Consider the following 26,810-nt stretch of genomic DNA (forward strand, 5'->3'; position numbering starts at 1 on the left):
CGACATTCCCACTCGCGAGTCACCATTGGAGAACATCATGGCATCGTCAAGCCAATCCCGTAGCGGCAGAAAATTCTGGTTGCTCGGCGGCGGTATCGTCCTGGTGATCGCGCTCTACACCGCCGGCTGGTTCTATGCTGCCTCGCAACTGAAAACGACCGTGCTGAGGGCGATCGCACCCGGCAATACAGCCGGCGTCAGCGGCGAGTGCGCGGATATCGACTTCCGCGGCTATCCGTTCCGCATTGGCCTCTTCTGCTCGAAAGTCGATGTCGATGACAGCGTCAACGGCGTGTCGGCGAGTTTCGGCCAGCTGCGCTCAGCAGCCCAAGTCTACGCTCCAGGCCATATCGTGTGGGAACTCGACTCGCCTGCCGAGATCCGTAGTGCCCACGGCCTGACCCTCAACGCCGAATGGGCTAGCCTGCAGTCCAGCCTGATAACGAAGCTGAAGGGCATCGACCGTTCCTCCACCGTCATCGAAGGGCTGAAGGGAACGGCAGTATCCTCGCAGACCGGCCAGTCGATCAACTTCGACGCCGCTCATACCGAAATTCACCTCCGTCAGAACGGCGGCGATCTTGACAGCGCGATCTCCGTCACGGACGCCAATACCGTGATCAAGGACTGGCCGGCCTTCCCCAAGCTCTCGGCGAGCGCCGACGTGACGCTCGCCGGCAAGGCCGGCATGATCGATGGCAGCGATCAAAGAGGCCTCTACGGCTCGAGCGGCGAACTGCGCAAGGTTGTGGCCGATATTGGTGACGGCAAGGTCATGACACTGAGCGGCCCCTTCTCCTTCGACGAAGAGGGCTATCTCTCAGGCAAGTTCAAGCTGGAGATCGAACAGCTCGGCCCTTGGCGCGACAGCATCAAGCAGACCTTCCCCGAGATCGCCAAGACCGTCGATACCGCCGCCAAGCTTTTGAAGGCGCTGGCAGGCGGCGGCGACAAGGTGTCGGTCGACCTCGTCGTGGCACGCGGCAATGCCACGGTCGGCGGCTTCATCCCGCTCGGATCGATCCCGCCGATCTGAAACTAGGGCCTTTCAGGGTCAAGCATTCTTCTCGAGCGGATGCGGGCGACCGAAGTCGGGGGCATCGACATCCTGACCCGCCTGGATGATCGAGCGGCGGATCGAGCGGGTTCGCGTGAAGAGATCGAAGATCTTGTCGCCCTCGCCCCAGCGAATGGCCCGCTGCAGATAGGCGAGATCTTCGGAGAAGCGCGCCAGCATTTCGAGGATGGCATCCTTGTTGTGAAGGCAGACATCGCGCCACATCGTCGGGTCGGAGGCGGCGAGACGCGTGAAATCGCGGAAACCGGAGGCGGAATATTTGATGACTTCCGACTCAGTGACCGCTTCCAGATCGTCCGCAGTGCCGACGATGTTGTAGGCGATGATGTGCGGCAGGTGCGAGACAATAGCCAGCACCTTGTCGTGATGCTCCGGATCCATCTCGTCGACCTTGGAGCCCAACGCTTCCCAGAACTGCCGCAGCCTTTTCAGTGCTGCTTCATCCGTGCCCGCGATCGGCGTGAAAATGCACCAGCGCCCTTCGAAGAGCCCCGGGAAACCGGCGTCCGGACCGGACTTCTCGGTACCCGCCAGCGGATGGCCAGGAATGAAATGGACATGCGGCGGCATATGCGGCTGCATCTGCGCTATGACCGAAGCCTTGGTCGAGCCGACGTCGGTGACAATCGCACCGGGCTTCAGGCTGCCGGCGATCTCCTTGGCAACACTCTCTGATGCCCCTACCGGCACCGAGACGATCACGAGGTCCGCATCCTTGACCGCCTCGGCCGATGACGTCGTATAGCGGTCGCCGAGTTGCAGTTCCTCGGCCCGCTTCAGCGTGTCGGCACTGCGCGTGGCGATGACAACCTCTTTCGCCAGACCAAGCCGCTTGATGTCATGCGCGATGGAGGAGCCGATCAGGCCGATCCCGATCAGCGCAATGCGATCGAACTGCACCGTCATGACTTGCGTCCCATAAACTCGCCGAGCGCTTCGATGACGCCGCGGTTCGCCTCTTCCGGGCCGATGCTCATGCGCAGCGCGTTGGGGAATCCGTAGCCCTTCACCGCCCTCAGGATATATCCGCGGCTTGTCAGGAACTCATCGGCCTCGGGCGCGCGCTTGCCGTCGACATCGGGGAAGTGAATGAGCACGAAATTGGTGACCGATGGCGTCACCTTGAGACCGATAGCCTCGAGCGCGACCGTCATCTTTTCGATCCACATCAGATTGAAGGCGACCGCTTCCTGCATGAACCCTTGGTCGCGGATGGCAGCAGCACCGGCAGAGATGGCCGCTGCGTTCATGTTAAACGGACCACGGACACGATTGACCGCATCGATGATATCGGCCGGCGCATACATCCAGCCGACACGCAGCGCCGCCAAGCCGTAGACCTTCGAGAAGGTGCGGGTCATGACGACGTTCGGGTTGGACGACACGATCTCGATGCCGGCCTCATAATCGTTGCGGCGGACGTATTCGGCATAGGCCGCGTCAAGGATGAGCACGACGTTCTTGGATAGGGCAGCATGCAGGCGACGAATCTCGCTGACGGGGACGAATGTGCCCGTCGGATTGCCGGGGTTGGCGATAAAGACCATCTTCGTCTTCGGCGTAACCGCAGCAAGGATCGCATCGACGTCAACCGTTGCGTCCTTCTCCTTGACGGTAACGGGGGTGGCACCCGCACCCATGATCTGGATCTTGTAGACGAGGAAGCCATGCTCGGTGATGATGGCTTCGTCGCCAGTGCCGAGATAGACATGGCAGAGCAGCCCGAGCAACTCGTCCGAGCCATTGCCGCACATGATGTTAGCCGGGTTAAGCCCGTGAACCGCCGCGATGGCCTCGCGCAGTTCGAGGGCCTGCCCGTCCGGATACCGTTCGAGGCTGTCGGCGGCATTGCGGAAGGCGTCGATTGCCTTCGGGCTCGCGCCAAGCGGCGTCTCATTGGACGAGAGCTTGTAGACACGGGCGACGCCCGGCGCATGTTCCTTGCCCGGCACATAGGCTGCGATATCCAGAATACCGGAACGCGGAACGGGCTTGCTCTTGTCTTCGCTCATCAGATCGACCTTGGGAAAATACCGGGAAAAATTCGGCTGAAAATTGCCAAGAGGCAATAGAACGGAAAGGCGATCTTGTCGAGTGCCGCGGGACCTGGGTCAGGACCGGCTAGCGGCTGCGCGTCGTCGGAACACCATGCGGCGCCAGCACCGGCACGAAGACGCGCCGCGAGGCGCGGGCGGCAACGGGCAGGCCCTGATAGAGTCGCTTCTGCGCCTCGACGATGATGACGCCGGAAAAGGCGGGCCATAAGGTGCGTCCCACGCGGTCGAAAACGCTGCGCAATCGCATCATGGTCCGCAGCTTCGACGGCGGAAAGAACAGAGCCTCCGCTGTCGCGCCGGGCGTGAAATTGGTCTCGCGCAACAGACTTGTCAGCTGCCCGCGCGAATAGGGGCGCCCTGACCCAAACGGTGTATGTTCCATGCGCGCCCAAACACCGCGACGGTTCGGCACGACAATGACCAGCCGACCGCCAGGCGCCAGCACGCGCCACAGCTCCTTCAGGGTTTCCCGTGGGCTCTCGGCGAATTCGAGCGAATGGACCATCAGCACCCGGTCGATCGATGAATCGGGCAGCGGCAGCTCCTCGTCGAAGATCAGGGCCGTCGTCGACAATGCACCCACAGGCCAGTTCACCGCCCCCTGCCCCGCCGGCATGAAGGCAAAGGTTCGCTCCGTGTCGGGCTGGAAGCGATCGAGGAAGGGAACGACATAGCCCAGACCCACAAGGCGCTCCTGCGGCAGCCGGACCCAAAGCGAGGAAAGCGCCATGGCGATCGACTGCTCGGCAATACGTCCGAGGTCGGAATGATAGAACTGGCGAAGGTCGACGATATCAGCGTGCATTGAGGCAAATGTTATCAATGGGCGGTTGGACTTCAAGGCACGACCCTCTACATTCCCGGTAAACCCGCGATAAAGAGGCTGCCTGAGACTATGAAACCTTTGGATTTAGACGTTTTTCTTTGCCGTTCCGATAATTTCGGCGTGTTGGTTCATGATCCGGAAACCGGCCTGACCGCCTCGATCGACGCGCCCGATGCCGCTGCCGTCGAAAAGGCGGCAAGCCGCCGTGGCTGGACGATCTCGCATATTTTCACGACCCATCATCACACCGACCACGTTGAAGGCAATCTGGCGCTCAAGGAGCAGTATGGCTGCGAGATCATCGGTCCGGTCAACGAAGCGGTGGCGATCCCTGGCCTCGACAAGACGATGGCCGACGGCGACACGTTCCTGTTCGGCGACCACACGGTTTCGGTCATCGAAACACCAGGGCATACGGCCGGGCACATCTGCTATCACTTTGTCGACGACAAGCTGCTGTTTGCCGCCGACACGCTCTTTGCGCTCGGCTGCGGCCGCCTGTTCGAGCGACCGGCCGCCGATATGTGGCATTCGCTGCAGAAGTTAGCCGTTCTGCCCGACGAAACCGCCGTCTATTTCGGCCACGAATATACCCTGTCGAACGCGCGCTTCGCACTCACCATCGATCCTGATAATCAGCGCCTGATCAGCCGTGCAGCCGAGATCGAGGCGCTGCGGGCCGAGAACAAGTTCACGATTCCGACGACGCTGGCGCTGGAGAAGGAGACCAACCCCTTCCTGCGCGCCGCCGATCCCGCCATCCGCCGCAACCTCTTGATGGAAACCAAGACCAACGAGGAAGTCTTCGCGGAAATTCGCCGGCGCAAGGACAATTTCTAATGTCGCCGGACGACATTATTCGCGAACTTGGAATGCAGCCGCACCCCGAAGGCGGCTGGTATGTGCAGACCTTTCGCGACACCGACGGCGGATCACGCGGCCATTCGACGGCGATCTACTATCTATTGAAGGCGGGGCAGCGATCCCACTGGCACCGTGTTCGCGATGCTGTAGAGGTATGGCATCATTATGCCGGGGCTCCGCTTGCTCTTCACCGCTCGCAGGATGGCAGCGGCCGCGAGACGGTGGTGCTTGGGACTGACATCCTCAAGGGCGAGCGTCCGCAGGCGGTCATTCCCGCCAACTGGTGGCAATCGGCTGAAACGACAGGCGATTACACGCTCGTCGGATGCACCGTTGCGCCAGGCTTCGACTTCGCCTCCTTCGAGATGGCACCACCGGACTGGCAGCCTGTCGGTTGAACGCTATTCGGCGGCCGCCGGCTGTTCGGCAGTCGTGGCCTTCCGGCGAAACAGCTCGTTTGCGGCGAGAACGGCGCCGCCTGTAACCAGCACGCACGCAAGCGCGATCCGCCAGCTCGGCTCGGCAAAGCCGAACAGCGTCAGGTTCAACGTCGAAAGAAGCGGCGCGGCATAGCTCGCAGCGCCGAGGATCTGGATATCACCATTCTTGACGCCGTAATCCCAGGCATAGAAGGCTGCACCGACCGGGAAGAGCCCGAGGCCGAGAACCGCAACCCACTGCGAGACCCCCACGGGCCAGACCGTTGTCTCCAGGCCGAGATGGCAGATGGACGACAGGATCGCGGTCGCGAGGCAGAAGCCGGTGACGACATCGGTCGAGACAGCATCGAACCGGCGCGTCAGCAGTGAATAGCCCGACCACGTGAAGGCGCAGAGGAAGGCCGCGCCATAGCCGACGGCATAGGCACCATCGAAGTTGATGCCGTTGCGGCCGACGATCAGGAAGGTGCCACAGAGACCGGCCAGCGCTCCCGCGACATGATACCAGCGCAGCCGTTCGCCCGGTAGCAACGCCGACCCGACAACGATCAGCAGCGGCCAGAGATAGGCAATCAGCCCGGCCTCGACCGCCGGCGCATTCCTGAGCGCCGTGAAGTAAAGGAAATGATATCCGAACAGCCCGGCGATCCCAACGATCCATACCTTGGCCGGCTGCTTGAGCAGAGCGAGCCGCGACGGATTGAGGATCAGCACGACGATGCCGGGGATGCTGCCGATGGCAAAGCAGATCGCGGACAGCTGGAAGGGCGGCATCGTACCTGACGCAGCCGTGAATAACGCCAGGAACGACCACATGAGAATAGCCGCAAAGCCGATTAGCGTTGCCCGAAGCTTCACCTGTCCCCCTTTACGGAGACACTTGCTCCGTCAGCTCGCGCCGTATTTCACCGCCGTGATCGTCACCGGACCGTATTGCGTCGGAATACGGACGTAGACCGGAGCATATACATTTGCAGCATCCGACTTGGCAAACCAGATTTCCATCCGGCTGCTCTTGCTCAGATAGTCGATATCGCTGCGGCCCTTCTTGTAGCCGGAGCGCGGGACGAAGCGCACGCTGCAAACGGTCGCTTTGCCGCTGAACCCCGACGTCGAGAAATCCTGAGAGCCCTTTGGCGAGAGCACCAGATCCATGCGCATTTCGCCATCGTAGATCGGCAGTTTCTGCGCGCAGACATTGGCGTCGGCAGGGAAGATCAGGCCGGAGATCGGATCAAGGACGGAACGCAGGTCGCTTGCCGGCACGCTGACCCAGTTCTTCGGCGGTGTCCGTGGCGGCCTGACGGTCGTCGAAGTGATATTGCCGTTGTTGTAACGCACCTCGTATGTCCGGGCGCGCTTGCCGCTCTTGTAATAGAGATAGTAGCGGGACGCCTGCAGCCGGTCACCGCGCAGGACGCCGTCAACGCTGGTCTTTGCAGAGATATTGGTGACGAGATCGGCAAGTCCTGCCGAGCTGATGTCGCCGGATACCTTGTAGCTCTTGTCGTCCTCGATCTTCGTCAGGAAGGCGGCGCGCGCAATCGTCAGGATACCAAGCGAAACCCTGTACTCGGTGCGATGCACGATCTCGCTTGCGCCGGCCGGAATGGCCACCAGCGCTGCGACTGCGGAAATAAGAATGCGTTTGCCCAGATGAGCCATGAAATGAACCTTGTTCAGGCGGCTGGAAACGCCGTTGATAACGGTCTATACGCCTGTCTCTCGATGAAGCAAACACGAGCTTTTTGACAGAATTGCGGGAAATGCCAAGGATTGGCTTGACGCGCACGGCCTGTCTGACTATAGAACCGCAACTTTCCAATCATGGTCTGATGGATTGCTAGCCCGGTTTTGCGTGGGCGTGCACCCGATGGCCGAGAAAAACAAGAATAGGTGTTCCATGTCCCGCATGTGCGAATTGACCGGCAAGGCAGTCCTCGTTGGCAACAATGTCAGCCATGCCAACAACAAGACCAAGCGCCGGTTCCTCCCGAACCTGTGCCAGGTTACGCTGATCTCCGACGCGCTCGGCCAGCGTTACCGTCTTCGCGTTTCGGCTGCTGCTCTTCGTTCCGTCGAGCATCGTGGCGGTCTCGATGCCTTCCTGATCAAGGCAAGCGAAAATGAACTGTCGATGCGCGCTCGTCTGCTGCGTCGCCAGATCGTCAAGAAGACTGCCGAAGCCGCTGCTGCGTAAGCTTCGACTGCTTCTTTTTCATACGGCTTCAGAAGGCTTGCACGGATGAACTCCGGACAAGCCTTTTGCTTTGCCGGTCTGTTCCTCCAACTGGTGGCATACCCCAGGATAAAAAAATGCTGACGACACGCTCTACGCTTATCTATGTCACCCTCATGACGCTGGTCGTCGTCGCCTCGAACTTCCTCGTGCAGTTCCCTCTGAATGCCGAATTCGCCGGCATCAATCTGGCCGACATCCTGACCTGGGGTGCTTTTACTTATCCGGTCGCCTTCCTCATCACCGATCTGACCAACCGCCAGTTCGGACCGCAGGCGGCCCGCAAGGTCGTCTTCGCCGGCTTCGTCGTCGGTGTGGCGCTGTCCTTCTATACCTCGGTGCCGCGCATCGCGATTGCGTCGGGCTCGGCCTACCTGGCCGGTCAGCTGCTTGATATCTCGGTCTTCAATCGCCTGCGCCGTCAGGCCTGGTGGCGCGCGCCGCTCGTCGGCTCGCTGATCGGCTCGATGCTGGACACGATCATCTTCTTCTCCTTCGCATTTGCTGCCTTCTTCGTCTTCTTCGGCCCGAATGATCCCTTCGCGCTGGAATCCGCCCCGATCCTCGGCGCATTCACGGCCGAAGCCCCGCGCTGGATTTCCTGGGCGATCGGCGACTTTACGGTGAAGGTAGTCGTCGGTCTCGTAATGCTGCTGCCATACGGCGCACTGATGAACGTGCTGCGCCCCCTGCAGGCCGCCGCCGCCCGCTGAGCGCGCTCCCCCCAATTCGAGTTCCAGCTGTTCGGCGGAGCCTATGGCTCCGCCGTTCCTGTTACTGAGACCGAGTCAGGGAGAATTCTCGTCGGGAAGTGTGTGCGGCCCCGAGCCCAATTCGAGCGACGCAGCGAAGCAAAATAGATTCTCCGGTGACGAGCGTACGAAGAGCGGCGGGCAACGGATCGGGACTGATTGCGGGCATTGAACCGAAAGTCGATTTCGGCGGCTGATACGCCGCTGTCACCGCTGCAGGTGTGCCGTGTCGCCAGATGGTACCTCGACCAGTCGAAATTCCAGCATCAGGTTGCGCTGCAGGATGGAGTGATTGTCGTCGGAGACTATCACCACATGCGTGGTCCCGTCCTCGGCTGCGAAGACATCCAAGCCTTCCATGTTGTCGATCTGGTAGCCGAAATCGCCCTGCAGCAAGATCTCTCCGTCCATCACGGAACCGGGACGAATGTCGGCGGCCTTGATGCGGCGGAGTCGCATTCCGATGCCTTCCGCGACATTGAAGCGCCGCTCGAGGAGCAAGAGGTCACCATTCTGCAGAAACGCTCCGTCCGTCGCGTCGAAGTCGCCATAATGGGCGAGCGCAAGACGTCCCTTCAATGGCCCGTCGAGGATCGCGGCGTAGGCATTGTCATCGGCGTCCAAGCTGCGCTCGGCCACAATCAGTGTGCCGCCCTTCAGCGCGCTGTCCGCGGGCGCGACGGCGATCGTTTCAAAGCCGCGATTGGCGCGCAGGGATTTCTTGGAAAACGGATTGGGAATCATGTCGATTGCACGCGACACCTCAAAGCCCGGATCGGGATAGACGTCAACGCGGTGATCCTGTTCGAAGGAGACCAGGATTTCGTTGCCGTGCAACGCCAAGCCCTCCGCATCCATATGTCCCTTGCCTTCGAAGGTCCGCCCGGCACGATTCCTCATCGGCGTGATCGCGACGTCGGCGAGACCAGACAGGCGCCCCTGTGGATCGCGCTCGATGCGCCCGGTCATCCAGTGGCCGGTGTCGAGTACGCCGACGAAATGCGTCTTGTCCTGTCGAAACCGGATCGACGACAGCGAGCCAAACAGCCGCTGCGGCGAGACCATTTCCAACCCGCCGAGGAATTCAAGCGGACCGAACCGGGTATCGTCGGAACCAATCTTGAATTCAGTGATGGCGCGGCTGCGAACCTCGACGCTGCCATCGGCAAGTGCTGGCGGCACGAATGCCGCCAGACCAACGGCGATCGCGATCAGGCTGGCGAAAGGCTTCCCGAGCATCCAGAAAGCGTCCTTTCGCGGTTAGCCGGCGCGGCGGAGGCGACCGCCCCGCGGCTGGACGGTCTTGTCTTCGAAGAGCGATGCAAGCTGCTCGGTCATCGCACCGGCCAGCTCGTCCGCGTCGACGATGGTTACGGCGCGCCTATAATAGCGCGTCACGTCATGGCCGATGCCAATTGCCAGAAGCTCGACGGGAGAACGCGTCTCGATGCGCTCGATGACGGCGCGTAGGTGCCTTTCCAGGTAGCTGCCCGGATTGACCGACAATGTCGAATCGTCGACCGGCGCGCCGTCGGAGATCATCATCAGGATCTTGCGTTGCTCGCGCCGCGCGATCAGGCGGTTATGCGCCCACATCAGCGCCTCGCCGTCGATGTTTTCCTTCAGCAGGCCTTCGCGCATCATCAGGCCAAGATTGGCCCGCGCGCGGCGCCAGGGAGCATCGGCCGACTTGTAGATGATGTGGCGCAGATCGTTGAGACGGCCAGGCGTCTGTGGCTTACCGCTGCCGAGCCACTTTTCGCGCGCCTGTCCGCCCTTCCAGGCCTTCGTCGTGAAGCCGAGGATCTCCACCTTGACACCGCAGCGCTCGAGTGTACGGGCCAGGATATCGGCGCAGGTGGCGGCGACCGTGATCGGACGGCCACGCATCGAGCCCGAATTGTCGATCAGAAGCGTCACGACCGTATCGCGGAACTGCGTGTCTCGCTCCATTTTGAACGAGAGTGCCTGCATCGGGTCGATAATCATGCGTGTAAGGCGTGCTGGGTCGAGATAGCCTTCCTCGAGGTCGAAATCCCAGGAACGGTTCTGCTGTGCCATCAAGCGGCGTTGCAGGCGGTTGGCCAGTCGCCCGACCGCGCCCTGCAGGTGCGCCAGCTGCTTGTCGAGGAAGGCGCGCAGGCGCTCCAGCTCGGCGGCGTCACAGAGCTCTTCGGCCGTGATCGTCTCATCGAATTCCTCAGTGAAGACGTGGTAGTCGACCTTCTCGTTGAAGTCGTCGAAGGGGGTGTTCGGACGGCGGGTTTCGCCCGGAGTCTCGGAATCTTCCTCGCCCTCATCCTGCATGTCGTCGTCGGAGATTTCGGCGCCTTCGGTCTCGCCGTCCTCCATCTGCTCGTCGGCGACTTCGCTGTCCTCTACGGGTGCGGCATCGGAGCCGGCGTCGTCGTCGACTTCGTCCTGATCCTGCTCGTCGCCGTTCGGCTGGTCTTCCTGCTCAGACTCGTCGTCGGACTCCGGCTCGCTGTCGTCGTCGCCATACTCCTCGGCCATTTCCATGGCGGAGAGCATGTGGCGTATTACCTTCGAGAAGGCCTGCTGGTCACTGATGACGGCGGGAAGGTTGTCGAGATCGGCTCCGGCCTTTTCCTCGATGAAGGAGCGCCAGAGATCGAGCACCTTGCCGGCAGAAGCTGGCGGTTGCTGGCCGGTCAGCTTCTCGCGCACCATCATGGCGACGGCTTCGCCGATCGGCGCATCCTCCTGCCGCTCGATGCCAGAGAGATTCGCCTTGGCGTATTTCTCCTCGGTCATCGAACGCAAGTTGGCGGCCACACCTTCCATGCGCAGCGCGCCGATCGATTCCACACGCGCCTGCTCGACAGCGTCGAAGATTGCGCGGGCGTCGGAACCCTGCGGCGCCATCGTCGCGTGCACCTTATCGTCGTGGCAAGCGAGTCGCAGCGCCATCGAGTCGCCAAGTCCACGCGTCACCGCCAGCTCATGCTTCGTCGGGCGCTTGGAGAGTTCGGGCAAGCGGACACGCTCGGCCGTCATTCCGGGGCGCTCATTGGCGAAGGTCACCTCGACGTCGCCATCGCCGGCGATCGCGCGAACACTGCCTGATATCGCCCGACGCAACGGTTCGACGTCGACTGGCGAGCCGGGCTTTGCTTTCGAATTGTCACCGCGAGCAGCCATGGTCGGTCGGCCTTAGGCCTCCAGAACAATGTTTGCAGCACTCTCTTTCAGCTCGACGCCGAAAGCGCGCTGGTAGTGCTCGGCCACCAGCGGGCGCTCCAGCTCGTCGCACTTGTTCAGGAAGGTGGTGCGGAAGGCGAAGGCGAGGTCACCGAAAATCTCAGCGTTCTCGGCCCAGGTGATGACGGTACGCGGGCTCATAACGGTCGACAGGTCGCCATTCATGAACGAAGCGCGCGTGAGATCGGCAACGCGGACCATCTTGGAGACGATGTCGCGGCCGTTCTTGTCCTTGCCGAAGCTCTTCACCTTGGAAGCGACGATATTCACTTCGTGATCGTGCGGCAGATAGTTCAGAGTGGTGACGATCGACCAGCGGTCCATCTGTGCCTGGTTGATCTGCTGCGTGCCGTGATAGAGGCCCGTCGTGTCGCCGAGACCGATGGTGTTTGCGGTTGCAAACAGGCGGAAGGCGGGGTGCGGGCGAATGACGCGGCTCTGGTCGAGCAGCGTCAGGCGACCGGACGACTCCAGCACGCGCTGGATGACGAACATGACGTCCGGGCGGCCGGCATCGTATTCGTCGAAGACGAGCGCGACATTATGCTGGTACGCCCAGGGCAGGATGCCGTCCTTGAATTCAGTAACCTGCAGACCGTCCTTGAGGACGATCGCGTCCTTGCCGACGAGGTCGATACGGCTGACATGGCTGTCGAGGTTGATACGCACGCAGGGCCAGTTGAGGCGAGCGGCGACCTGTTCGATATGCGAGGACTTACCGGTGCCGTGATAGCCGGAGATCATCACGCGTCGGTTATGGGCAAAGCCGGCAAGAATGGCGAGCGTGGTCTCGCGGTCGAAGAGATAGTCGGGGTCGAGGTCCGGAACATAGGCGCTGCCCTGGCTGTAAGCCGGCACGCGAATATCGGAATCGATACCAAAGACCTCCCTGACCGAAACGGTGGTGTCCGGAATCTCCGAAATATCAAGGTCAATCTTGCTCATCATGTCTCCAAGGCGGGTGCCCGACACCCGGCCATACTGTATCAGCCCATTTCACAACCATGACGCCGCAAGTCTACACTGCGCTCGTTCATGTCGGAACGTCGGCGATGCTTCTCCGGGACTGAAACGAAACCTCGGGGGCGGTAAACTACCGCTAGCGAGCATTCTTGAACAAAGTCCCGGACAAGAAACGCCGCGCCCGGAAGTGGCCGAGGCGCCTGTGGGACAAACGCAAAAAATTGTGCCGCGGTTGCCTGCGGCCTCAGCCGATTTGGGACCATACCTGATTGAAGACCAAGAGCAAGGACGGGAACTAACAAAAACCGTTCTGCTTCAATAATTGATAGGCCTGGATGACGGCGCGGAACCGTTCCTCCGAACCACGGTCGCCGCCGTTGGCGTCGGGGTGGTGCTTCTTGACCAGTTCCTTGTACCGGCTCTTGATCTCCGAGGAGGTCGCGCTGGCGTCAAGGCCCATCGTGTCGAACGCCTTCGCTTCGAGGCTTTTCAGCTTGCGCTGCTCAGGGAAGCGCGGGCCGTTTCCCTTGGTGCCGTTGACGAAGCCGAAGGGATCGCGGACGCGGTAAGTACCCGAGCGCATATCGGAATGCAGCGGGCTGTTCTTGGCCGACTTGTTGACGCCGACCGTCCAGGTCGGGCGGTGGCCGGTGATCGCTTCCTTCTGGTAGCGCGCGATCTCGCCGTCGGAGAGGCCGGAAAAGTAGTTGTAGCCCTTGTTGTATTCCTTGACGTGCTCGAAGCAGAACAGAAAAAACTGCCCCTCGGCATTGCGTCCGACGGGAGCGCGATGCACGCCTTTCTTGTCGCAGCCGTCCCACTGACAGGAAGGGGGAGCCTGTTCGGGTTCCTGCTCGCGTTTGCGGCGGGTGCGGATGCGGTCGAAATATTTGGAATCGAGTCTCATGACGGCACTAATTTTAGGCCTCCGAAGAGGCGACAACAAGAATTGACAAACCGGAATGTTGCTGGCTTGGTGGGAACCTTTTTCGCAAAGCAACGAGACCATGACCCTGCAGACCCGCATCGAAGAAAAGCTGACCGCCGCGTTCGCGCCGGAGCGCCTCAGCGTGATCAATGAAAGCCATCTTCATGCAGGTCATCAGCCTGATATGACGGGGACCGGCGAGACCCATATGCGGGTTCGCATCGTATCCGCCATGTTTGCCGGCATGCCGCGACTGGCAAGACACCGTGCGATCACGGAGCTTTTGAAGCCAGAACTGGATGCCGGATTGCATGCCCTCGCCGTCGAGCCAGCAGCACCAGGCGAACCGGTGCGCTGGTAGCGAGCACGGGCTCTATATAGTGACCTGGTCGCACTTTCCAATGCGACCGAAAGGGTCATCGTCCCTTTTCAGCGGATCAGAAGAGCCGTCGCGTAAAGACCGATGCCGAATACCGTGTGCGAGACCAGGTTCAGGAAACGCACCTTGTTCGGGTTTGGCGTCTTAGACGCGGCCCAACCGATGCCGAGGCCCGGTTGCAGCAGGAACCAGCCGGCACCAACGGTGACAATCGCCCAGATCCACGCCGGTAGAAACGTCGGCGCTGCGAGCCAGGCCGGGCCCGTAAGCAGCACAAGCAGGATCCCGTAAAGAATGCCGACCGCATAGTGGCCGATCCAGCCGAGCGCGAGCTCGTGCTTGTACGGAGCGGCCGTGCCGATATCTCCGTGGAAGACCTTGCCGTCCTTCAGGTGCCAGAACCAGCGCCCCACCGGCGCCCAGTTCGGCAGTGGCCCCCCCGTGGCTTTCGCAAGAACAATTGCCCAGATGTCCATGAGGACCGTTGCCCCGACGCCGATGGCGATGGCCCGCCAGAAAATATCAAACATATCAAATCCATAATAATGATGTCGGCGACGGACTCCTCTCCGTCGCAAACAAGAGTTGATGCTCGCCTCAGGCCGGACCTGCTTCGTTTTCCTCTGCCGGCCGGATTCGAAGTTTGGTGATGCGGTTCTTTTCGCGCTTCATCACGATGAAGCGCTTGTCGTGGAAGGTGAAGGCCTGCCGCTCCTCCGGGATCGTCATCGACTCGTGGATGACGAGGCCAGCAATCGTCGTCGCTTCCTCATCCGGCAAATGCCAGTCGAGCGCGCGGTTGAGATCGCGGATGGGCACGTTGCCGTCGACCACGATCGAGCCATCCGCCTCCTGACGTACCCCCTGGATATCGATGTCGTGTTCGTCGGCGATGTCGCCGACAATCTCCTCAAGGATGTCCTCGAGCGTCACGATGCCTTGCACCTCGCCATACTCGTCGACGACGACCGCGAAATGCTGCTTGCGGCGCAGGAATGCATTCAGCTGCGCTTCCAGGCTCGTACTGTCAGGCACGAACCACGGCTTCTGGGCGATCTTGCTGATATCAAGATGCTCTGGCTCCGCATCACGCTCGGCAAGCGCGCGCAGCAGATCCTTGGAGTGCACAACGCCTATGATGTTGTCCGTTGACCCACGCCAGAGCGGCATGCGGGTGAACGGGCTTTCGAGGATCGTTCGCACGACCACCTCGGGTGGATCGTCGGCATTGATCGCCCGCATCGCCATGCGGTGCACCATGATATCGGAGAGTTCCAGTTCGCCGAGATCAAGGACGCCTCCCAACCGGTCGCGGTCCGCCTTCACGACCGATCCCTCCCGGTGCAGAAGGTCGACGGCGCCGCGCAGTTCTTCGTGCGCCGAGAGCATCGAAACCTCGCGCGAGAGATTGATGCCGAACAGCGACAGAATCCGGCGAACGATTGCATTGACGAAAGACGACAACGGGCCGACGACGGCGACGAACGTCTTGACCGCATAGGCGGTGTTCAGCGCAAACCGATCCGGCGTCGAGATCGCCCAGCTCTTCGGCAAGACTTCGGCGAAAATGACAAGAATGACGGTCATCGCGAGGGTCGCGAGCGCGACGCCCGAATTGCCAAACAGCCCGAGGAACAGGCTGGTCGCCAGCGACGAAGAGAGGATGTTGGCAAGATTGTTGCCGATCAGCAGGGCGCCGATCAGCCGGTCCCGGCGCTCGATCAGCTGACGCACGATCCCTGCGCGTTCCTCGCCATTGGCCTCGAGTGTGTGAATGCGGCTGCGGGACACCGCAGTCAGCGCCGTTTCCGAACCTGAAAAGAACGCAGACATGAGGACGAGGGCCACGATGGAGACAATTTCCGGCCAGTATACGGAAAGAAATGCCAGCGTGCCTTCGAGGGTCATTGCGGGTGTTTCTCCTTGAGGAAGCTCAGCACTTCCGAGGCGGGAACATCATTGGCGACAAAGGACTGCCCGATGCCGCGCGTCAGGATGAAGGTCAGCTTGCCGCCCTTCACCTTCTTGTCTTGGGCGATCGCATCCATCAAGACTTCGGCCGGCGGCAGCGCGCCGAGAATTTCCGACATGCGGGTCGGCAGGCCGACGGCCTTCAGGTGGGTTTCGACGCGGCGGGCGTCATCCGGGCTTGCGAGGTTCATGCGCGCCGAGAATTCGTGCGCCAGGACCATGCCGATCGAAACGCCTTCGCCATGAACGAGGCGCGCGCTGTCATAGGCGGTTGCCGCCTCCAATGCGTGGCCGAAGGTGTGGCCGAGATTGAGAAGCGCGCGCTGTCCGGTCTCGCGCTCGTCGGCGACGACGACATCTGCCTTCGCCTGGCAACTCGTGGCAATCGCCTCGATCCGAGCCGCACCCCCGGCAAAAACCGCTTGCCAGTTGGCTTCCAGCCACGCGAAAAAATCAGGCTTGTCGATCAGGCCGTACTTCGCGACCTCGGCATAGCCGGCGCGAAATTCCCGAGCGCTCAGTGAATTCAAGACGTCGGTATCGGCAAGCACCAGGTCCGGCTGATGGAAAACGCCGATCAGGTTCTTGCCGTGACGGCTGTTGATGCCCGTCTTGCCGCCGACCGAGGAGTCGACCTGCGACAGCAGTGAGGTCGGCACCTGCACGAAACGCACGCCGCGGCGCACGATGCCGGCCGCAAAGCCGGTGAGATCGCCAATGACGCCACCGCCGAGTGCAATCACGTAATCGTTGCGCTCGATCCGCGCTTCAAGGACCTTGTCGCAAACCGTCATCAGGTGTTCGAAGCTCTTGGTCTTCTCGCCTGCCGGCAGCACAAGCGTTGCCGAAGCGATGCCCGCTGCTTCGAGGCTTTGCACCAGCGCATCCAAATAGAGCGGGGCCACGTGCTCGTCGGTGACGACTGCCGCCTTGCGGCCCTTGAGGCGCGACGCGATCTCCGCACCGGCGCGGGCGATCAGGCCGGGACCGATCAGAATGTCATAAGTACGCTCGCCGAGCGGCACATGGACCTTGCGTTCGGAGGCAGGGGCAATCGCATTCATCTGGCTGCACTTTCGGTTCGGGCGTCGATCACGGCTTGGAGCACCTCTTCTGCCATGAGTTCCTTGCGCACATCGCGCGAGAGGACAGTGAGGTCGGCGAGTTCGTAGATCGGATAGCGCGCGTTCATCAGGCTTTCGAGGGTCTGCTTCGGGTTCTCTGTCTTGAGCAGCGGCCGAGTATCGCGCTTGCAGACGCGCTCCCAGAGAACCTCAAGATCCGCCTTCAGCCAGACGGAAATACCACCCTTCTTGATATGCTTGCGCGTCCGGTCGTTGATGAAGGCGCCGCCACCGGTGGAAACAACGCGCGGCCCGTTCTTCAGAAGACGCTTCATGACGCGGGTTTCGAGCGCGCGAAATTCTTCTTCCCCGTAAGCGGCAAAGAGCTCGGTGATCGACATGCGCGAGACCTTCTCGATCTCGGCATCGCTGTCGACGAAAGGAATGCCAAGCTGATGTGCAACGATCCGTCCGACAGAAGATTTGCCCGCGCCCATCAGTCCGACCAGGATCAGGTTGCGAGAACCAAGCGCAGCGCGAGCCCTGTCTTTCAAGCTTTCGGCAACGGTCAGAACTGGGTCGCTCATTGGTCCATTCACACTTTGTTTTCGAACGGTATCGACAAATGCAGGTGGAGCGTCAAGTCGCGCGCAAGGGAAACGTGGTCCAAATGCAGCTTCTTGCACTTGCAAACATGCTTCTTCATAAAGAAGCAGAGCCATGGAGTTGCTGAATGCCGAGTTTGTTCCGTTTTCTCGCCATATTGGCGATCATCGCCGGTGCGATATACGGAACGATGTGGGCATTGGTTGTTTTTGTCGAGCCGCAGGAGCGCGACGTGACGATCCGCCTTCCGTCCGAGCGGGTCAATCCGCCCGCCACCGGCGCCATCAACCCGTCCAAGAAGTGAGACCATGAAGGATCTCGGCTGGGCTCACGTCGAAGCCTTTCTGGAAATGATGAGCGCTGAGCGGGGTGCTGCGGCTAATACGCTTTCGTCCTATGAGCGCGACCTCGACGATCTGCACAGCTTCCTGAACGGCAAGGGCGTGCGGCTGCTGGAGGCGACATCGGCGGACCTTTCGGCCTATCTCTCCTCGCTCGGCGCCAAAGGGTTCAAGCCCTCTTCCCAGGCGCGGCGACTGGCGGCGATGCGCCAGTTCTACAAGTTCCTCTATGCCGAGGGCCTACGCACCGACGATCCAACCGGCATTCTCGACGCGCCGAAGAAGGGCCGCGCGCTTCCGAAGACGATGGGAGTCGACGAAGTCGGTCGGCTGCTGGAGCAGGCGGAAACCGAAGCACAAGATCCAGCGCCCGGCCAGCTTCAGCGGCTACGGATGCTGGCCCTTCTCGAGTTGCTCTACGCGACGGGGATGCGTGTCAGCGAACTCGTCTCGCTTCCTGCCCGCGTACTCGACCAGGACGGACGCTTCCTGATGATCCGTGGCAAAGGCAACAAGGAACGGCTTGTGCCGCTGTCGCAGTCGGCGATCGTTGCAATGAAGCTCTACGGCAGGATGCTTGCAACCGAGAACGCCGCCGCCAAAGTGCCGCAGGAAGGTCCCTGGCTGTTCCCCGCAGCTTCCAAGGAAGGCTATCTGCCGCGTCAGGTCTTTGCGCGAGACTTGAAAAATCTTGCGATCCGGGCAGGTCTCACCCCATCTATGATCTCGCCGCACGTCATGCGGCATGCATTCGCAAGTCATCTTCTCGCCAATGGCGCGGATCTTCGCGTCGTTCAGGAACTGCTCGGTCACTCAGACATTTCAACCACGCAAATTTATACGCATGTGTTGGAGGAACGGCTTCAACAACTGGTCCAAACGCACCACCCCCTTGCCAAACAGGCCAAAAAGCAGGAATAGGACCGGCAACAAAGGGCGCGCTTAGGAATAGCAGCCCCGGCAAAAGGAACGGAAACGCACCTCATGCACAACTATCTCGACTTCGAAAAGCCGATCTCCGACCTCGAAGGCAAGATCATCGAACTGAAGAAGCTCGCGACCGAAGACGAGAGCATCGACACGTCAGATGAAATCGGCAGGCTCGAAGTTCGCGTTCGCGAGGCGATGGTCGATATCTATTCGAAGCTCAACGCTTGGCAGAAGACGCAGGTCGCGCGCCATCCGCAGCGACCGCATTTCGTCGACTACGCCAAGACGCTGTTTCAGGAATTCACACCGCTTGCCGGCGACCGAAAGTTTTCCGAGGATGCTGCGATCCAGGCAGGCCTTGCCCGTTTCCGCGGCCAGCCTGTCGCCGTTCTCGGCCAGGAAAAGGGCAATGACACCAAGAGCCGCCTGAAGCACAATTTCGGCAGCGCCCGCCCGGAGGGTTACCGCAAGGCAATCCGCGTTCTCGAGATGGCTGATCGCTTCGGTCTCCCCGTCATCACCCTCGTCGATACGGCAGGCGCCTATCCGGGCGTCGGCGCCGAAGAACGCGGCCAGGCGGAGGCCATTGCCCGTTCGACCGAGATGTGTCTTTCGGTGAAGGTGCCGATCGTCTCTGTCGTCATCGGCGAAGGCGGCTCGGGCGGCGCCATCGCGATCGCCACCGGCAACCGCGTTTACATGCTCGAGCACGCGATCTACAGCGTCATTTCGCCGGAAGGTGCAGCCTCGATCCTCTGGCGCGATTCCGCCCGTGCCCGCGAAGCCGCCACCAACATGAAGATCACGTCCGACGACCTGAAGGCGCTCGGCATCATCGACGGCATCATCAGCGAGCCGCTCGGCGGCGCCCACCGTGATCCCGACAGCGTCATTGCCGCAACGGGCGATGTCATCGCCAACGCGCTTGGTGAGCTTTCCAACCGCACCGGCGAGCAGCTCCGCAACGATCGCCGGCAGAAGTTTCTCAACATGGGCCGCAATTTGTAGTGCACAAGCGCGCAGATGCCCTGTGAATGAGGCCAAACCTTGGCCACAATAATGTTATCAGTAACATTCCTACTTGCGGGGGACGCGAGCGCGCTTCATAGGCTGCTAAGAGTTTGTGAACCATAGTCAGCCTATGATTCGCTCCGCATCTGGGGCCAGGTTGCATACTGTTGATGGGCTATTTTGAATGCGCATTCGTCATTTTGCATATGTTTCCCTGATGGCGCTGGCGCTCGCCGGCTGCAACGACGCATTGGAAACCGCCCAGGTCGACCTCTCGAGAGTCAAGAACAAGGTCGAGCAGCCGCTTCCGCCGAAGATCCTGTCCGAAATGTCGGCCAAGGGGATGCAGCGCAATTCGCCGATCATGATCCGCATCTTCAAGGAAGAAGGCGCGTTGGAGATCTGGAAGGCGAAGACCGACAATCGCTTCGACAAGATCGCCGACTACAAGATCTGCGCCTGGTCCGGTCGCCTCGGTCCCAAGGTGAAAGAGGGTGACCGGCAGGCGCCGGAAGGCTTCTACGAGCTGACGCGCGCCAACCTGAATCCGAATTCGAAATATTATCTGGCGATCAATACCGGCTTTCCGAACCGCTACGACGCTATCAATGGCCGCAGCGGTACCAATCTAATGATCCATGGCGCCTGCTCGTCGTCGGGCTGCTACTCGATGACCGACCAGCAGGTGCTCGAGATCTACGCCTTCGCCCGTGACGCCTTTTCCGGCGGCCAGTCGACAGTGCAGCTTCAAGCCTTCCCCTTCCGCATGACGGCGGAAAACATGGTCCGGCATCGTCTGAACTCGAACATCGAATTCTGGAACATGCTGAAGGTCGGCTACGACAACTTCGAGGTCACCAAGCGTCCTCCAGAAGTGAACGTCTGCGAGAAGAAGTACGTCTTCAACCAGCAGGCAACCGGCAACGGCACCTTCAGTCCAGCCGGCGCGTGCCCGGCGATGTCGACGCCGCCGGCACTGACCGCTGCCCTTGCCTCCTACGGCAAGACCTATGACGCCGACTACGCCAAGGCCGTAAAGAAATACGACGGCATGGCTTGGTACGACCCGAGCGAAGCCGAACGCAAGGCGGTGGTCGCAAAGCTCAGGAAGGGTCGCGAATTGGCCTACGCACCAACGGGCACGTCGCTCGAAGCCGGCAAGATGGTGAAGGTCGCGGATCTGGAAGAGATGATGGCGAGCAAGACCGCATCCACGGTCGCCGCGAACGCGGCACCGGGCGCGGCGCCAGCAACGTCGGAAGCAAAGGCGATTGCCGTCGCTGCTGCTATTCCGGCCCAGGTTCCAGTCCCCACGCCGAGCCCGCTCGCCTTCGCGCCGGTGGAACAGCCTGAGCCTGTCGAAGTCGCCTCGAAGAAGCCGTTCTGGAAGTTCTGGGGCAAGGACTGATGGCGTGAGCGCCATTCTCTACGATTTGCGCGGGCTGAAATGCCCGCTACCGGTGCTGAAGACCCGCCGCAAGATGTCCTCGCTGCCGAGCGGCGCGTTGATCCAGGTCGAAACCACGGATCCGCTCGCCGGTATCGACATTCCCCACTTCTGCAACGAAGACGGCCACCAGCTGATCGAGGCGGAAAAGACCGAAGCCGGCCACCGCTTCCTCATCCGCAAGGGATAGCTCAGAACCGCATTCCCGGCACAGCGAGCGGATTGTCGTTCAGCGCCGCTCGATCCGGCGTATCGATGCGCGGCTTGCCAAGAAACGCATCGAACAGATCCTTGACGAAGGCCTCCGGCAGATCCTTGGTGATCAGCACCATGCGCGTGCGACGGTCCTCGGGGTCCGGCCAGGCCGGCAGCCGCGACGGCGGATGGAAGATGCTCTGCACGCCGTGAAGGACCAGTGGACGATCCGGGCGGTCTGAGACAGCGACGATCGCCTTCATCCGCAGTAGTTTTTCGCCGTGCGCCGACCGCAAGAGATCGATGAACATGTCAAGCGCCATCGGGTCGATCGGCTTGTCCTCGACGATCGAGAAGGATCGGATCGAAGCGTCATGACGGTTCACGTCATGCGGATCCTGATGATCGTGCCCATGATGATGGTGGTGGCCGCCCGCCCCGTGATGATGGTGATCATGGTGGTGCGCGTGGGCATCTTCGTCCCGCAGCCAGCGACCAACGTCGGCAATCTTGCTGGCAGGATCATAGAGGCCGTTGACGAGAAGGCTTGCCTGGCCAGCCTCGACGCTATCGGCATCCATCAGTGCCGCGCGCGGATTGAGCGCATAAAGGCGCTTTTCTAAAGCAAGCAATCCTTCCGGCGACGCCATAGCCCGCTTCGAGAGAACCAGCCGATCAGCAACCGCGGCCTGCTTCACCGCCTCCTCGTGATTATCGAGGGTCTGCGAACCGTTGACCGCATCGACCACCGTTACGATGCCATCGAGATCGAAATTCGTGGCGATAACAGGGTTGCCCATGATCGCCTGCATGACCGGTGCCGGATCTGCCAGCCCTGTGGTCTCAATGACGACGCGCTTCACCGGCTTGACGCGGCCGGTCTGCACCGCATCCATCAAGTTGGCGAGCGTATCGACCAACTCGCCGCGCACGGTGCAGCAAAGGCAGCCATCCGACAGTTCAATGATGGCGTCGCCGGAGCTTTCCACCAGCAGATGATCGATGCCGACATCCCCGAACTCGTTGATGATGACGGCAGCGTCCTTCATCGCCGAATCCTTGAGGATCCGGTTCAGCAGGGTGGATTTGCCGGCGCCAAGAAAGCCGGTCAGGATGGTGACCGGGATTCGATTGGAAGCTGCGCTCATCGCGAATTGACCTTAGAAGGAGGTGGCAGGACGTGGCAGCGGCACCGGCACGTTGGCAATCGTTCCTGCGGTCTCGGCGGTTGCCAGCTTGTCGGGCTGCGGCTCGTTCTGACCCGGAATGAGACCGGCAAAGACGAAGTTCGGCTCGTGGTCCATTTCCTGGATATAGGGCGACTGAACCTTCATGCGACCGACTTCATCGCGCGTTTCACTGCGGACCTTGGCGCCCTTGGCGCTGCAGATATCGGCGGTGATATCCGTGACCTGGTCCTGGCCCGGCCCGTAGGGTTGCAAGGAAGTGAGCGTATCGGGCGCGGAAAACTGCGAGGTGAAGCCCTTCTGCAGCAAGTCGGCGGACGCATCCGCGCGAGCAGCCAGACTATCGGTGCCGAGCACGACGGAGATCAAGGTACGGCCGTTACGGGTCGCCGAAGCAATCTGATTGAACCCCGAAGCACAGATGAAGCCCGTCTTCATGCCGTCGGCGCCGGCGAAGCGTCCAATCAGGACGTTGATGCTCGGTACGTTCTTCGTGCCGGTCGTGATGCCCTCGAGCGAGAAGTATCCGGCATATTGCGGGAAGTCACGGCGCAGCGCGACGGAAAGAACCGCAAGATCGCGTGCCGTCGTGTACTGGCCCTTGCCGGGCAGGCCGTTCGGATTGACGAAATGCGAATCATTCATGCCAAGCTTCGCCGCCTCGGCATTCATCTTCAGCACGAAGGCTTCCTGCGTGCCGCCAACGGCCTCGGCAACCGCAACCGCGATGTCATTTGCCGACTTGACCATCAGGATCTTCAACGCGCTATCGAGCGTCAGCTTCTGTCCCGGTTTGAAATACATCTTCGCCGGCGGCTGGGCCGCCGCCCGCTTGCTCATCACGATGGGGGTATCGAGGCTGATCTGGCCGGCGCGAACCGCATCGAAGACCGTGTAGACCGTCATCAGCTTGGTCAGTGACGCCGGATACCACTTGCGGAAAGCCTCGTCATGCTCCAGCACGCGGCCGCTTTGCACATCGACCAGGATGTGTGGGTTCGCATAAGCCTGCGCTGTGGCCGAGAGAGCGATGGCGGCTGCGGAAGCTGCGATTGAAAGCGGCCGCAAGGCGGCAAGCAAGCGATTCTGGCGCGTCGACACGGTTCGTCCTTAAAGATGTCCGGAAGTCTCGAAAGTTTCCCCTATTTAACGTATATGGCCATGACATGGCAAAGGGCCTTGATTAAGTTATTTCTGCGGCATCGTGTCCCCGCGACCCGGTTCCGTCCCCGTTTCGATTTCACGACAGGAAGCTGACATGCCGATTTTGAACAGAGCCGCCGAACTTCAGGACGAGGTGACAGAGTGGCGCCGGCATATCCACGCGCGTCCCGAACTTCTCTTCGCCGTCGAGAACACCGCCGCCTTCGTTGCCGAAAAACTCAAGGAATTTGGCGTCGACGAGATCGTCACCGGCCTCGGCAGAACGGGCGTCGTGGGCCTGATCAAGGGCAAGGGTGAAGGCAGCCGCACGATCGGCCTGCGCGCCGACATGGACGCCTTGCCGCTGACGGAAATCAGCGGCAAGCCATGGGCTTCGACCACGCCAGGCAAGATGCACGCCTGCGGCCATGATGGCCACACCGCCATGCTGCTCGGCGCGGCGAAATATCTGGCCGAAACGCGCAACTTCAACGGCAATATCGCGGTCATCTTTCAGCCGGCTGAAGAAGGCGGCGGCGGCGGCAACCTGATGGTCAAGGACGGCATGATGGAGCGCTTCGGCATCGAAGAGGTCTATGGCATGCACAATCTGCCGGGTCTACCGGTCGGACATTTCGCCATCCGCAGCGGCGCGATCATGGCGGCCACCGACGAATTCACCATCACCATCAAGGGCCGCGGCGGCCATGCCGCACAGCCGCACCGCACGATCGATCCGATCACCATCGGCGCCCAGGTCGTCAGCAACCTGCAACTCATCGCCTCCCGAAATGTCGACCCGTTGCGCTCGATCGTCGTTTCGGTCACCAAGTTCAACGCCGGCTTCGCGCACAACGTCATCCCGAACGACGCAACGATCGCCGGCACCGTGCGCACGCTCGACGAAGAGGTGCGCAACCTTGCCGAAACCCGATTGAAAGAGATCGTCAACGGCCTCGTTGCCGCCCACGGTGCCGAAGTCGATATCAATTTCAACCGGAACTACCCCGTCACCTACAACCACGCGACGGAAACCGGACACGCCGTCCGCATTGCCGGCGAGATCGCCGGCGCGGGCAACGTCAACGCCGAGATCGACCCGCTGATGGGCGGCGAGGATTTCTCCTACATGCTGAACGCCCGCCCCGGCGCCTTCATCTTCATCGGCAATGGCGATACCGCAGGCCTGCACAACCCCGCCTACGATTTCAACGACGAAACCATCACCCACGGCATTTCCTACTGGGTGCGGCTCGCCGAACAGCGCCTCGGCGACTGAAATTCACTTCATCCAACACATGCAAAAGAGCTTGGCTTCCGGCCAAGCCTTTTGTATGCATGACGCTCAAGTGGTCCCGTAGCTCAGCAGGATAGAGCACCAGATTCCTAATCTGGGGGTCACGCGTTCGAATCGCGTCGGGATCACCACTGTTTTCGCTAGTAGACGAGGTTTTGGCGCTTCGCGCCAGCTGTCGCTATCATTTCTCGATTGACATTCCTTCCCCACACAATTCTTGCCTCGATTGCATTAGCGACATAGATTGCACGGCGTCATTGTTTCCCGGGGGACGTTCTATGCTTCGAATTTCGATGACGTTGCTTCTATGCTCTCTTGTAGCGACCGCATTGCCGGCATCCAGTTCGGCACGCAGCTGGCATTCCGATGATACTGCCGCCCTGGTCGGGGGCCTGCTGCTAGGCGGCATTGCCGCTTCAGCCGCCTCGCATGATCATGTACATCAAAACCAGTACATTCCTCCGCCACCGCCCTATCCGCCTCGCAGCGCGCCCTTCAGTCCCGCCCGCGACGTCATCTGCTATCCAAGGCAGGGCGCCTGCTTCAATCCCGACGGCGATTTTCTGCCGACCTGGACCAACCGGCTATTCTGATTGCGAGGAAACCGAGATGAGACGACTGGTAGCAGCACTCGCCGCATGCCTGGGAGCCGCTTCGCCCTCCTTTGCCGAAACCCCGACCAGCGGCTTCGTTCGCTTGCACGCGATCGACCTGCTGGAACGCGCGCTGACGCAGGAACAGCAGACCAAACTTCAACTTGTCGCCTACCAGACGGCGATTGCCGACGTCTGCCTGGGATTTACGCTCGACGGTGCAAAAATGGGAAAGGCCTTCGAGGCGCTTGCGCCGGCCGACGCGGCCAAGATGAGCGATGCCCAGAAGGACTATCACGACAAGCACATCCTGGTGATCTATGGCATTCTCGTCGGCGGTGAACTGGCCGCGCTGTCCGACGATCCGTCGGAAGCCTGCGCGGCGGCCGAGGAGGTCAAGGCCGACCCCGACTTCGCCGACCAGGTGGTCTGGCAATGAGCTGACGGGAGCACCCGACACCCGACGGCTCAGAGTCCAGACAGAAACGCGGCCAGTTCGTCGGTATCGACAGGCACCCGATGCCGCTCCTCCGGATACGCGCCGCCGGCAATGTCGGCGGCATATTCGCGGAATGCCGCGATCCGTTCCGCCTGGATGCGGTCGTATTCGGCGGCAAGATTGCGATAGACCTTGGCGTGGCGCGGATAGTGCCCGCGGTTGAGGCCTAGCACATCTTCGGAGAAGAGGTACTGCGCGTCGCATCCGCTGCCGGCGCCCATCGAGATCATCAGCATCGACGTGCGCTCCGAAATCGCCGCCGCCACCTCGGCCGGCACGACCTCGATCTCGGCGCTGAACGCGCCGGCGGCTTCCAGATCCTTCACTTGCCTATAGACGAAGGCGGCGGATTGCGCCGTCTTGCCCACGGCGCGAAAGCCGCCCGTCCAGGTGGAATGCGATGGGATGAGCCCGGTGTGCCCGCAGACCGGAATATATTCGTCACGCAACCGCCGGATCGTCTGCAGACTGGCTGCACAATAGACGGCATCGGCGGAGGCCGCCCGCATTTTCACGGCGGAGCGCAGGATCTCATCCGGGGTCGCACCGCTCTGGCCGTATTCGCCGCCGGGAATCGCAAAGCGCCCGGGGGCGGCATCACGAAATCGCGGATCGAAGAGGAGTTCTGGCGGGACGGAAATCAGGTCGATGCCGGCCGCCTCGGCGGCCTCGGCCTCCTCGAGTGACACGACGCGCAACATGCTGAGCTGCCGCTTGCCCTTCATCGACAGGAGATCATGCACAGTCGGTCGCAGTTGTTTGCCCATCACCAATACCT

Annotated in this window: 30 protein-coding genes and 1 tRNA gene; 15 read left to right on the forward strand and 16 right to left on the reverse strand. The window is 61.2% G+C overall.

Translation table 11 applies throughout. The features are described 5' to 3' along the window. Positions 1-37 precede the first annotated feature (37 nt). Positions 38-1,036 (forward strand): DUF2125 domain-containing protein, encoded by a 999-nt coding sequence (locus tag FHT97_RS16375; RefSeq protein WP_183863650.1) that lies wholly within the window; start codon positions 38-40, stop codon positions 1,034-1,036. Positions 1,037-1,054: 18 nt separating this feature from the next. On the opposite strand, the gene FHT97_RS16380 is transcribed toward FHT97_RS16375, so the two are convergent. From FHT97_RS16380 to FHT97_RS16390, 3 genes are all read right to left on the reverse strand, one after another. Beyond that, positions 1,055-1,984 carry a prephenate/arogenate dehydrogenase family protein gene (locus FHT97_RS16380; RefSeq protein ID WP_016556444.1) on the reverse strand — a complete coding sequence of 310 codons (930 nt, stop codon included), beginning with the start codon at positions 1,982-1,984 and terminating at the stop codon, positions 1,055-1,057. Continuing rightward, on the reverse strand, positions 1,981-3,090 hold the full coding sequence (gene hisC, locus FHT97_RS16385; protein ID WP_183863651.1) for a histidinol-phosphate transaminase: 1,110 nt from the start codon (positions 3,088-3,090) through the stop codon (positions 1,981-1,983). Before hisC ends, FHT97_RS16380 begins: the two co-directional genes overlap by 4 nt. A 109-nt stretch (positions 3,091-3,199) precedes the next feature. Then, positions 3,200-3,976: a class I SAM-dependent methyltransferase gene (locus tag FHT97_RS16390; protein WP_016556446.1), complete on the reverse strand. Its 777-nt coding sequence runs from the start codon at positions 3,974-3,976 to the stop codon at positions 3,200-3,202. Positions 3,977-4,030: 54 nt separating this feature from the next. On the opposite strand from FHT97_RS16390, the gene gloB reads away from it, so the two are divergent. Together gloB and FHT97_RS16400 are read left to right on the forward strand one after the other, a co-directional pair. Beyond that, complete coding sequence (gene gloB, locus FHT97_RS16395) at positions 4,031-4,801, forward strand: hydroxyacylglutathione hydrolase (protein WP_183863652.1); 771 nt, start codon at positions 4,031-4,033, stop codon at positions 4,799-4,801. Next, positions 4,801-5,223, forward strand: coding sequence for a cupin domain-containing protein (locus FHT97_RS16400; protein ID WP_183863653.1), 423 nt, complete (start codon positions 4,801-4,803; stop codon positions 5,221-5,223). Before gloB ends, FHT97_RS16400 begins: the two co-directional genes overlap by 1 nt. 3 nt (positions 5,224-5,226) lie before the next feature. Here FHT97_RS16400 and FHT97_RS16405 read toward each other — a convergent pair whose 3' ends face one another. Together FHT97_RS16405 and FHT97_RS16410 are read right to left on the reverse strand one after the other, a co-directional pair. Continuing rightward, positions 5,227-6,123, reverse strand: a complete 897-nt coding sequence (locus FHT97_RS16405) for an EamA family transporter (RefSeq protein ID WP_183863654.1) — start codon at positions 6,121-6,123, stop codon at positions 5,227-5,229. A 30-nt stretch (positions 6,124-6,153) separates the two neighbouring features. Next, a complete protein-coding gene (locus FHT97_RS16410) occupies positions 6,154-6,930 on the reverse strand; it encodes a DUF3108 domain-containing protein (RefSeq protein WP_183863655.1) in 777 nt (258 codons plus the stop codon). A 238-nt stretch (positions 6,931-7,168) separates the two neighbouring features. Between FHT97_RS16410 and rpmB the strand changes: the two genes are divergently transcribed. Together rpmB and FHT97_RS16420 are read left to right on the forward strand one after the other, a co-directional pair. Further along, positions 7,169-7,465, forward strand: coding sequence for a 50S ribosomal protein L28 (gene rpmB / locus FHT97_RS16415; protein WP_016556451.1), 297 nt, complete (start codon positions 7,169-7,171; stop codon positions 7,463-7,465). Positions 7,466-7,581: 116 nt separating this feature from the next. After that, positions 7,582-8,217, forward strand: a complete 636-nt coding sequence (locus FHT97_RS16420; RefSeq protein ID WP_016556452.1) for a queuosine precursor transporter — start codon at positions 7,582-7,584, stop codon at positions 8,215-8,217. 246 nt (positions 8,218-8,463) lie between these two features. Here FHT97_RS16420 and FHT97_RS16425 read toward each other — a convergent pair whose 3' ends face one another. From FHT97_RS16425 to FHT97_RS16440, 4 genes are all read right to left on the reverse strand, one after another. Continuing rightward, entirely contained in the window at positions 8,464-9,495 is a 1,032-nt protein-coding gene (locus FHT97_RS16425; RefSeq protein ID WP_183863656.1) for an esterase-like activity of phytase family protein, read from the reverse strand. A 21-nt stretch (positions 9,496-9,516) separates the two neighbouring features. Continuing rightward, positions 9,517-11,418 (reverse strand): cobaltochelatase subunit CobT, encoded by a 1,902-nt coding sequence (gene cobT, locus FHT97_RS16430; protein ID WP_183863657.1) that lies wholly within the window; start codon positions 11,416-11,418, stop codon positions 9,517-9,519. 12 nt (positions 11,419-11,430) lie between these two features. Continuing rightward, a complete protein-coding gene (gene cobS / locus FHT97_RS16435) occupies positions 11,431-12,423 on the reverse strand; it encodes a cobaltochelatase subunit CobS (RefSeq protein WP_183863658.1) in 993 nt (330 codons plus the stop codon). A gap of 313 nt (positions 12,424-12,736) precedes the next feature. Continuing rightward, positions 12,737-13,348, reverse strand: a complete 612-nt coding sequence (locus FHT97_RS16440) for a J domain-containing protein (protein WP_016556456.1) — start codon at positions 13,346-13,348, stop codon at positions 12,737-12,739. Between the two features lie 100 nt (positions 13,349-13,448). On the opposite strand from FHT97_RS16440, the gene FHT97_RS16445 reads away from it, so the two are divergent. Next, positions 13,449-13,730 (forward strand): BolA family protein, encoded by a 282-nt coding sequence (locus tag FHT97_RS16445; protein WP_183863659.1) that lies wholly within the window; start codon positions 13,449-13,451, stop codon positions 13,728-13,730. Positions 13,731-13,798: 68 nt separating this feature from the next. Here FHT97_RS16445 and FHT97_RS16450 read toward each other — a convergent pair whose 3' ends face one another. From FHT97_RS16450 to FHT97_RS16465, 4 genes are all read right to left on the reverse strand, one after another. Further along, positions 13,799-14,278 carry a DUF2938 domain-containing protein gene (locus FHT97_RS16450; RefSeq protein ID WP_183755241.1) on the reverse strand — a complete coding sequence of 160 codons (480 nt, stop codon included), beginning with the start codon at positions 14,276-14,278 and terminating at the stop codon, positions 13,799-13,801. A 67-nt stretch (positions 14,279-14,345) separates the two neighbouring features. Next, positions 14,346-15,656, reverse strand: coding sequence for an HlyC/CorC family transporter (locus FHT97_RS16455; protein ID WP_183863660.1), 1,311 nt, complete (start codon positions 15,654-15,656; stop codon positions 14,346-14,348). After that, on the reverse strand, positions 15,653-16,783 hold the full coding sequence (gene aroB / locus FHT97_RS16460; RefSeq protein WP_183863661.1) for a 3-dehydroquinate synthase: 1,131 nt from the start codon (positions 16,781-16,783) through the stop codon (positions 15,653-15,655). Before aroB ends, FHT97_RS16455 begins: the two co-directional genes overlap by 4 nt. Further along, positions 16,780-17,370, reverse strand: coding sequence for a shikimate kinase (locus tag FHT97_RS16465; RefSeq protein WP_183863662.1), 591 nt, complete (start codon positions 17,368-17,370; stop codon positions 16,780-16,782). The genes aroB and FHT97_RS16465 overlap by 4 nt, the downstream gene beginning before the upstream one ends. A gap of 146 nt (positions 17,371-17,516) precedes the next feature. Here FHT97_RS16465 and FHT97_RS16470 point away from each other — a divergent pair, with 146 nt between their 5' ends. From FHT97_RS16470 to FHT97_RS16490, 5 genes are all read left to right on the forward strand, one after another. Then, positions 17,517-17,693: a hypothetical protein gene (locus tag FHT97_RS16470; RefSeq protein WP_183755237.1), complete on the forward strand. Its 177-nt coding sequence runs from the start codon at positions 17,517-17,519 to the stop codon at positions 17,691-17,693. Positions 17,694-17,697: 4 nt separating this feature from the next. Beyond that, entirely contained in the window at positions 17,698-18,651 is a 954-nt protein-coding gene (gene xerD, locus FHT97_RS16475) for a site-specific tyrosine recombinase XerD (RefSeq protein WP_183863663.1), read from the forward strand. 63 nt (positions 18,652-18,714) lie between these two features. Continuing rightward, on the forward strand, positions 18,715-19,668 hold the full coding sequence (locus FHT97_RS16480; RefSeq protein ID WP_016556464.1) for an acetyl-CoA carboxylase carboxyltransferase subunit alpha: 954 nt from the start codon (positions 18,715-18,717) through the stop codon (positions 19,666-19,668). Positions 19,669-19,855: 187 nt separating this feature from the next. Further along, complete coding sequence (locus FHT97_RS16485; RefSeq protein WP_183863664.1) at positions 19,856-21,079, forward strand: murein L,D-transpeptidase family protein; 1,224 nt, start codon at positions 19,856-19,858, stop codon at positions 21,077-21,079. 4 nt (positions 21,080-21,083) lie between these two features. Then, entirely contained in the window at positions 21,084-21,308 is a 225-nt protein-coding gene (locus tag FHT97_RS16490; RefSeq protein WP_183863665.1) for a sulfurtransferase TusA family protein, read from the forward strand. 1 nt (position 21,309) lies between these two features. On the opposite strand, the gene FHT97_RS16495 is transcribed toward FHT97_RS16490, so the two are convergent. Together FHT97_RS16495 and FHT97_RS16500 are read right to left on the reverse strand one after the other, a co-directional pair. Further along, entirely contained in the window at positions 21,310-22,461 is a 1,152-nt protein-coding gene (locus tag FHT97_RS16495) for a GTP-binding protein (protein WP_183863666.1), read from the reverse strand. Between the two features lie 12 nt (positions 22,462-22,473). Beyond that, positions 22,474-23,601, reverse strand: coding sequence for a D-alanyl-D-alanine carboxypeptidase family protein (locus FHT97_RS16500; RefSeq protein WP_183863667.1), 1,128 nt, complete (start codon positions 23,599-23,601; stop codon positions 22,474-22,476). Between the two features lie 157 nt (positions 23,602-23,758). On the opposite strand from FHT97_RS16500, the gene FHT97_RS16505 reads away from it, so the two are divergent. The 4 genes from FHT97_RS16505 (at position 23,759) to FHT97_RS16520 (ending at position 25,972) form a co-directional block, all read left to right on the forward strand. Then, a complete protein-coding gene (locus FHT97_RS16505) occupies positions 23,759-24,922 on the forward strand; it encodes a M20 aminoacylase family protein (protein ID WP_183863668.1) in 1,164 nt (387 codons plus the stop codon). 72 nt (positions 24,923-24,994) lie between these two features. Next, a tRNA-Arg gene (locus tag FHT97_RS16510) sits at positions 24,995-25,071 on the forward strand. A gap of 147 nt (positions 25,072-25,218) precedes the next feature. Beyond that, on the forward strand, positions 25,219-25,533 hold the full coding sequence (locus FHT97_RS16515) for a hypothetical protein (RefSeq protein ID WP_183755230.1): 315 nt from the start codon (positions 25,219-25,221) through the stop codon (positions 25,531-25,533). A 16-nt stretch (positions 25,534-25,549) separates the two neighbouring features. Beyond that, entirely contained in the window at positions 25,550-25,972 is a 423-nt protein-coding gene (locus tag FHT97_RS16520; RefSeq protein WP_183863669.1) for a hypothetical protein, read from the forward strand. A 29-nt stretch (positions 25,973-26,001) separates the two neighbouring features. Here FHT97_RS16520 and FHT97_RS16525 read toward each other — a convergent pair whose 3' ends face one another. Next, positions 26,002-26,799 carry a 3-methyl-2-oxobutanoate hydroxymethyltransferase gene (locus FHT97_RS16525; protein ID WP_183863670.1) on the reverse strand — a complete coding sequence of 266 codons (798 nt, stop codon included), beginning with the start codon at positions 26,797-26,799 and terminating at the stop codon, positions 26,002-26,004. Positions 26,800-26,810 lie beyond the last annotated feature (11 nt).

Origin of the sequence: Rhizobium sp. BK399 (assembly GCF_014194695.1) — a bacterium.
GTDB lineage: Bacteria > Pseudomonadota > Alphaproteobacteria > Rhizobiales > Rhizobiaceae > Rhizobium.

Excerpts from the sequence above, each read along its gene's own strand:
- FHT97_RS16375 (WP_183863650.1), top strand. The coding sequence starts at position 38 with ATGGCATCGTCAAGCCAATCCCGTAGCGGCAGAAAATTCTGGTTGCTC.
- FHT97_RS16380 (WP_016556444.1), bottom strand. The coding sequence starts at position 1,984 with ATGACGGTGCAGTTCGATCGCATTGCGCTGATCGGGATCGGCCTGATC.
- hisC (WP_183863651.1), bottom strand. The coding sequence starts at position 3,090 with ATGAGCGAAGACAAGAGCAAGCCCGTTCCGCGTTCCGGTATTCTGGAT.
- gloB (WP_183863652.1), top strand. The coding sequence starts at position 4,031 with ATGAAACCTTTGGATTTAGACGTTTTTCTTTGCCGTTCCGATAATTTC.
- FHT97_RS16400 (WP_183863653.1), top strand. The coding sequence starts at position 4,801 with ATGTCGCCGGACGACATTATTCGCGAACTTGGAATGCAGCCGCACCCC.
- FHT97_RS16410 (WP_183863655.1), bottom strand. The coding sequence starts at position 6,930 with ATGGCTCATCTGGGCAAACGCATTCTTATTTCCGCAGTCGCAGCGCTG.
- rpmB (WP_016556451.1), top strand. The coding sequence starts at position 7,169 with ATGTCCCGCATGTGCGAATTGACCGGCAAGGCAGTCCTCGTTGGCAAC.
- FHT97_RS16420 (WP_016556452.1), top strand. The coding sequence starts at position 7,582 with ATGCTGACGACACGCTCTACGCTTATCTATGTCACCCTCATGACGCTG.
- FHT97_RS16425 (WP_183863656.1), bottom strand. The coding sequence starts at position 9,495 with ATGCTCGGGAAGCCTTTCGCCAGCCTGATCGCGATCGCCGTTGGTCTG.
- cobT (WP_183863657.1), bottom strand. The coding sequence starts at position 11,418 with ATGGCTGCTCGCGGTGACAATTCGAAAGCAAAGCCCGGCTCGCCAGTC.
- cobS (WP_183863658.1), bottom strand. The coding sequence starts at position 12,423 with ATGAGCAAGATTGACCTTGATATTTCGGAGATTCCGGACACCACCGTT.
- FHT97_RS16440 (WP_016556456.1), bottom strand. The coding sequence starts at position 13,348 with ATGAGACTCGATTCCAAATATTTCGACCGCATCCGCACCCGCCGCAAA.
- FHT97_RS16445 (WP_183863659.1), top strand. The coding sequence starts at position 13,449 with ATGACCCTGCAGACCCGCATCGAAGAAAAGCTGACCGCCGCGTTCGCG.
- FHT97_RS16450 (WP_183755241.1), bottom strand. The coding sequence starts at position 14,278 with ATGTTTGATATTTTCTGGCGGGCCATCGCCATCGGCGTCGGGGCAACG.
- FHT97_RS16455 (WP_183863660.1), bottom strand. The coding sequence starts at position 15,656 with ATGACCCTCGAAGGCACGCTGGCATTTCTTTCCGTATACTGGCCGGAA.
- aroB (WP_183863661.1), bottom strand. The coding sequence starts at position 16,783 with ATGAATGCGATTGCCCCTGCCTCCGAACGCAAGGTCCATGTGCCGCTC.
- FHT97_RS16465 (WP_183863662.1), bottom strand. The coding sequence starts at position 17,370 with ATGAGCGACCCAGTTCTGACCGTTGCCGAAAGCTTGAAAGACAGGGCT.
- FHT97_RS16470 (WP_183755237.1), top strand. The coding sequence starts at position 17,517 with ATGCCGAGTTTGTTCCGTTTTCTCGCCATATTGGCGATCATCGCCGGT.
- xerD (WP_183863663.1), top strand. The coding sequence starts at position 17,698 with ATGAAGGATCTCGGCTGGGCTCACGTCGAAGCCTTTCTGGAAATGATG.
- FHT97_RS16480 (WP_016556464.1), top strand. The coding sequence starts at position 18,715 with ATGCACAACTATCTCGACTTCGAAAAGCCGATCTCCGACCTCGAAGGC.
- FHT97_RS16485 (WP_183863664.1), top strand. The coding sequence starts at position 19,856 with ATGCGCATTCGTCATTTTGCATATGTTTCCCTGATGGCGCTGGCGCTC.
- FHT97_RS16495 (WP_183863666.1), bottom strand. The coding sequence starts at position 22,461 with ATGAGCGCAGCTTCCAATCGAATCCCGGTCACCATCCTGACCGGCTTT.
- FHT97_RS16505 (WP_183863668.1), top strand. The coding sequence starts at position 23,759 with ATGCCGATTTTGAACAGAGCCGCCGAACTTCAGGACGAGGTGACAGAG.
- FHT97_RS16515 (WP_183755230.1), top strand. The coding sequence starts at position 25,219 with ATGCTTCGAATTTCGATGACGTTGCTTCTATGCTCTCTTGTAGCGACC.
- FHT97_RS16520 (WP_183863669.1), top strand. The coding sequence starts at position 25,550 with ATGAGACGACTGGTAGCAGCACTCGCCGCATGCCTGGGAGCCGCTTCG.
- FHT97_RS16525 (WP_183863670.1), bottom strand. The coding sequence starts at position 26,799 with ATGGGCAAACAACTGCGACCGACTGTGCATGATCTCCTGTCGATGAAG.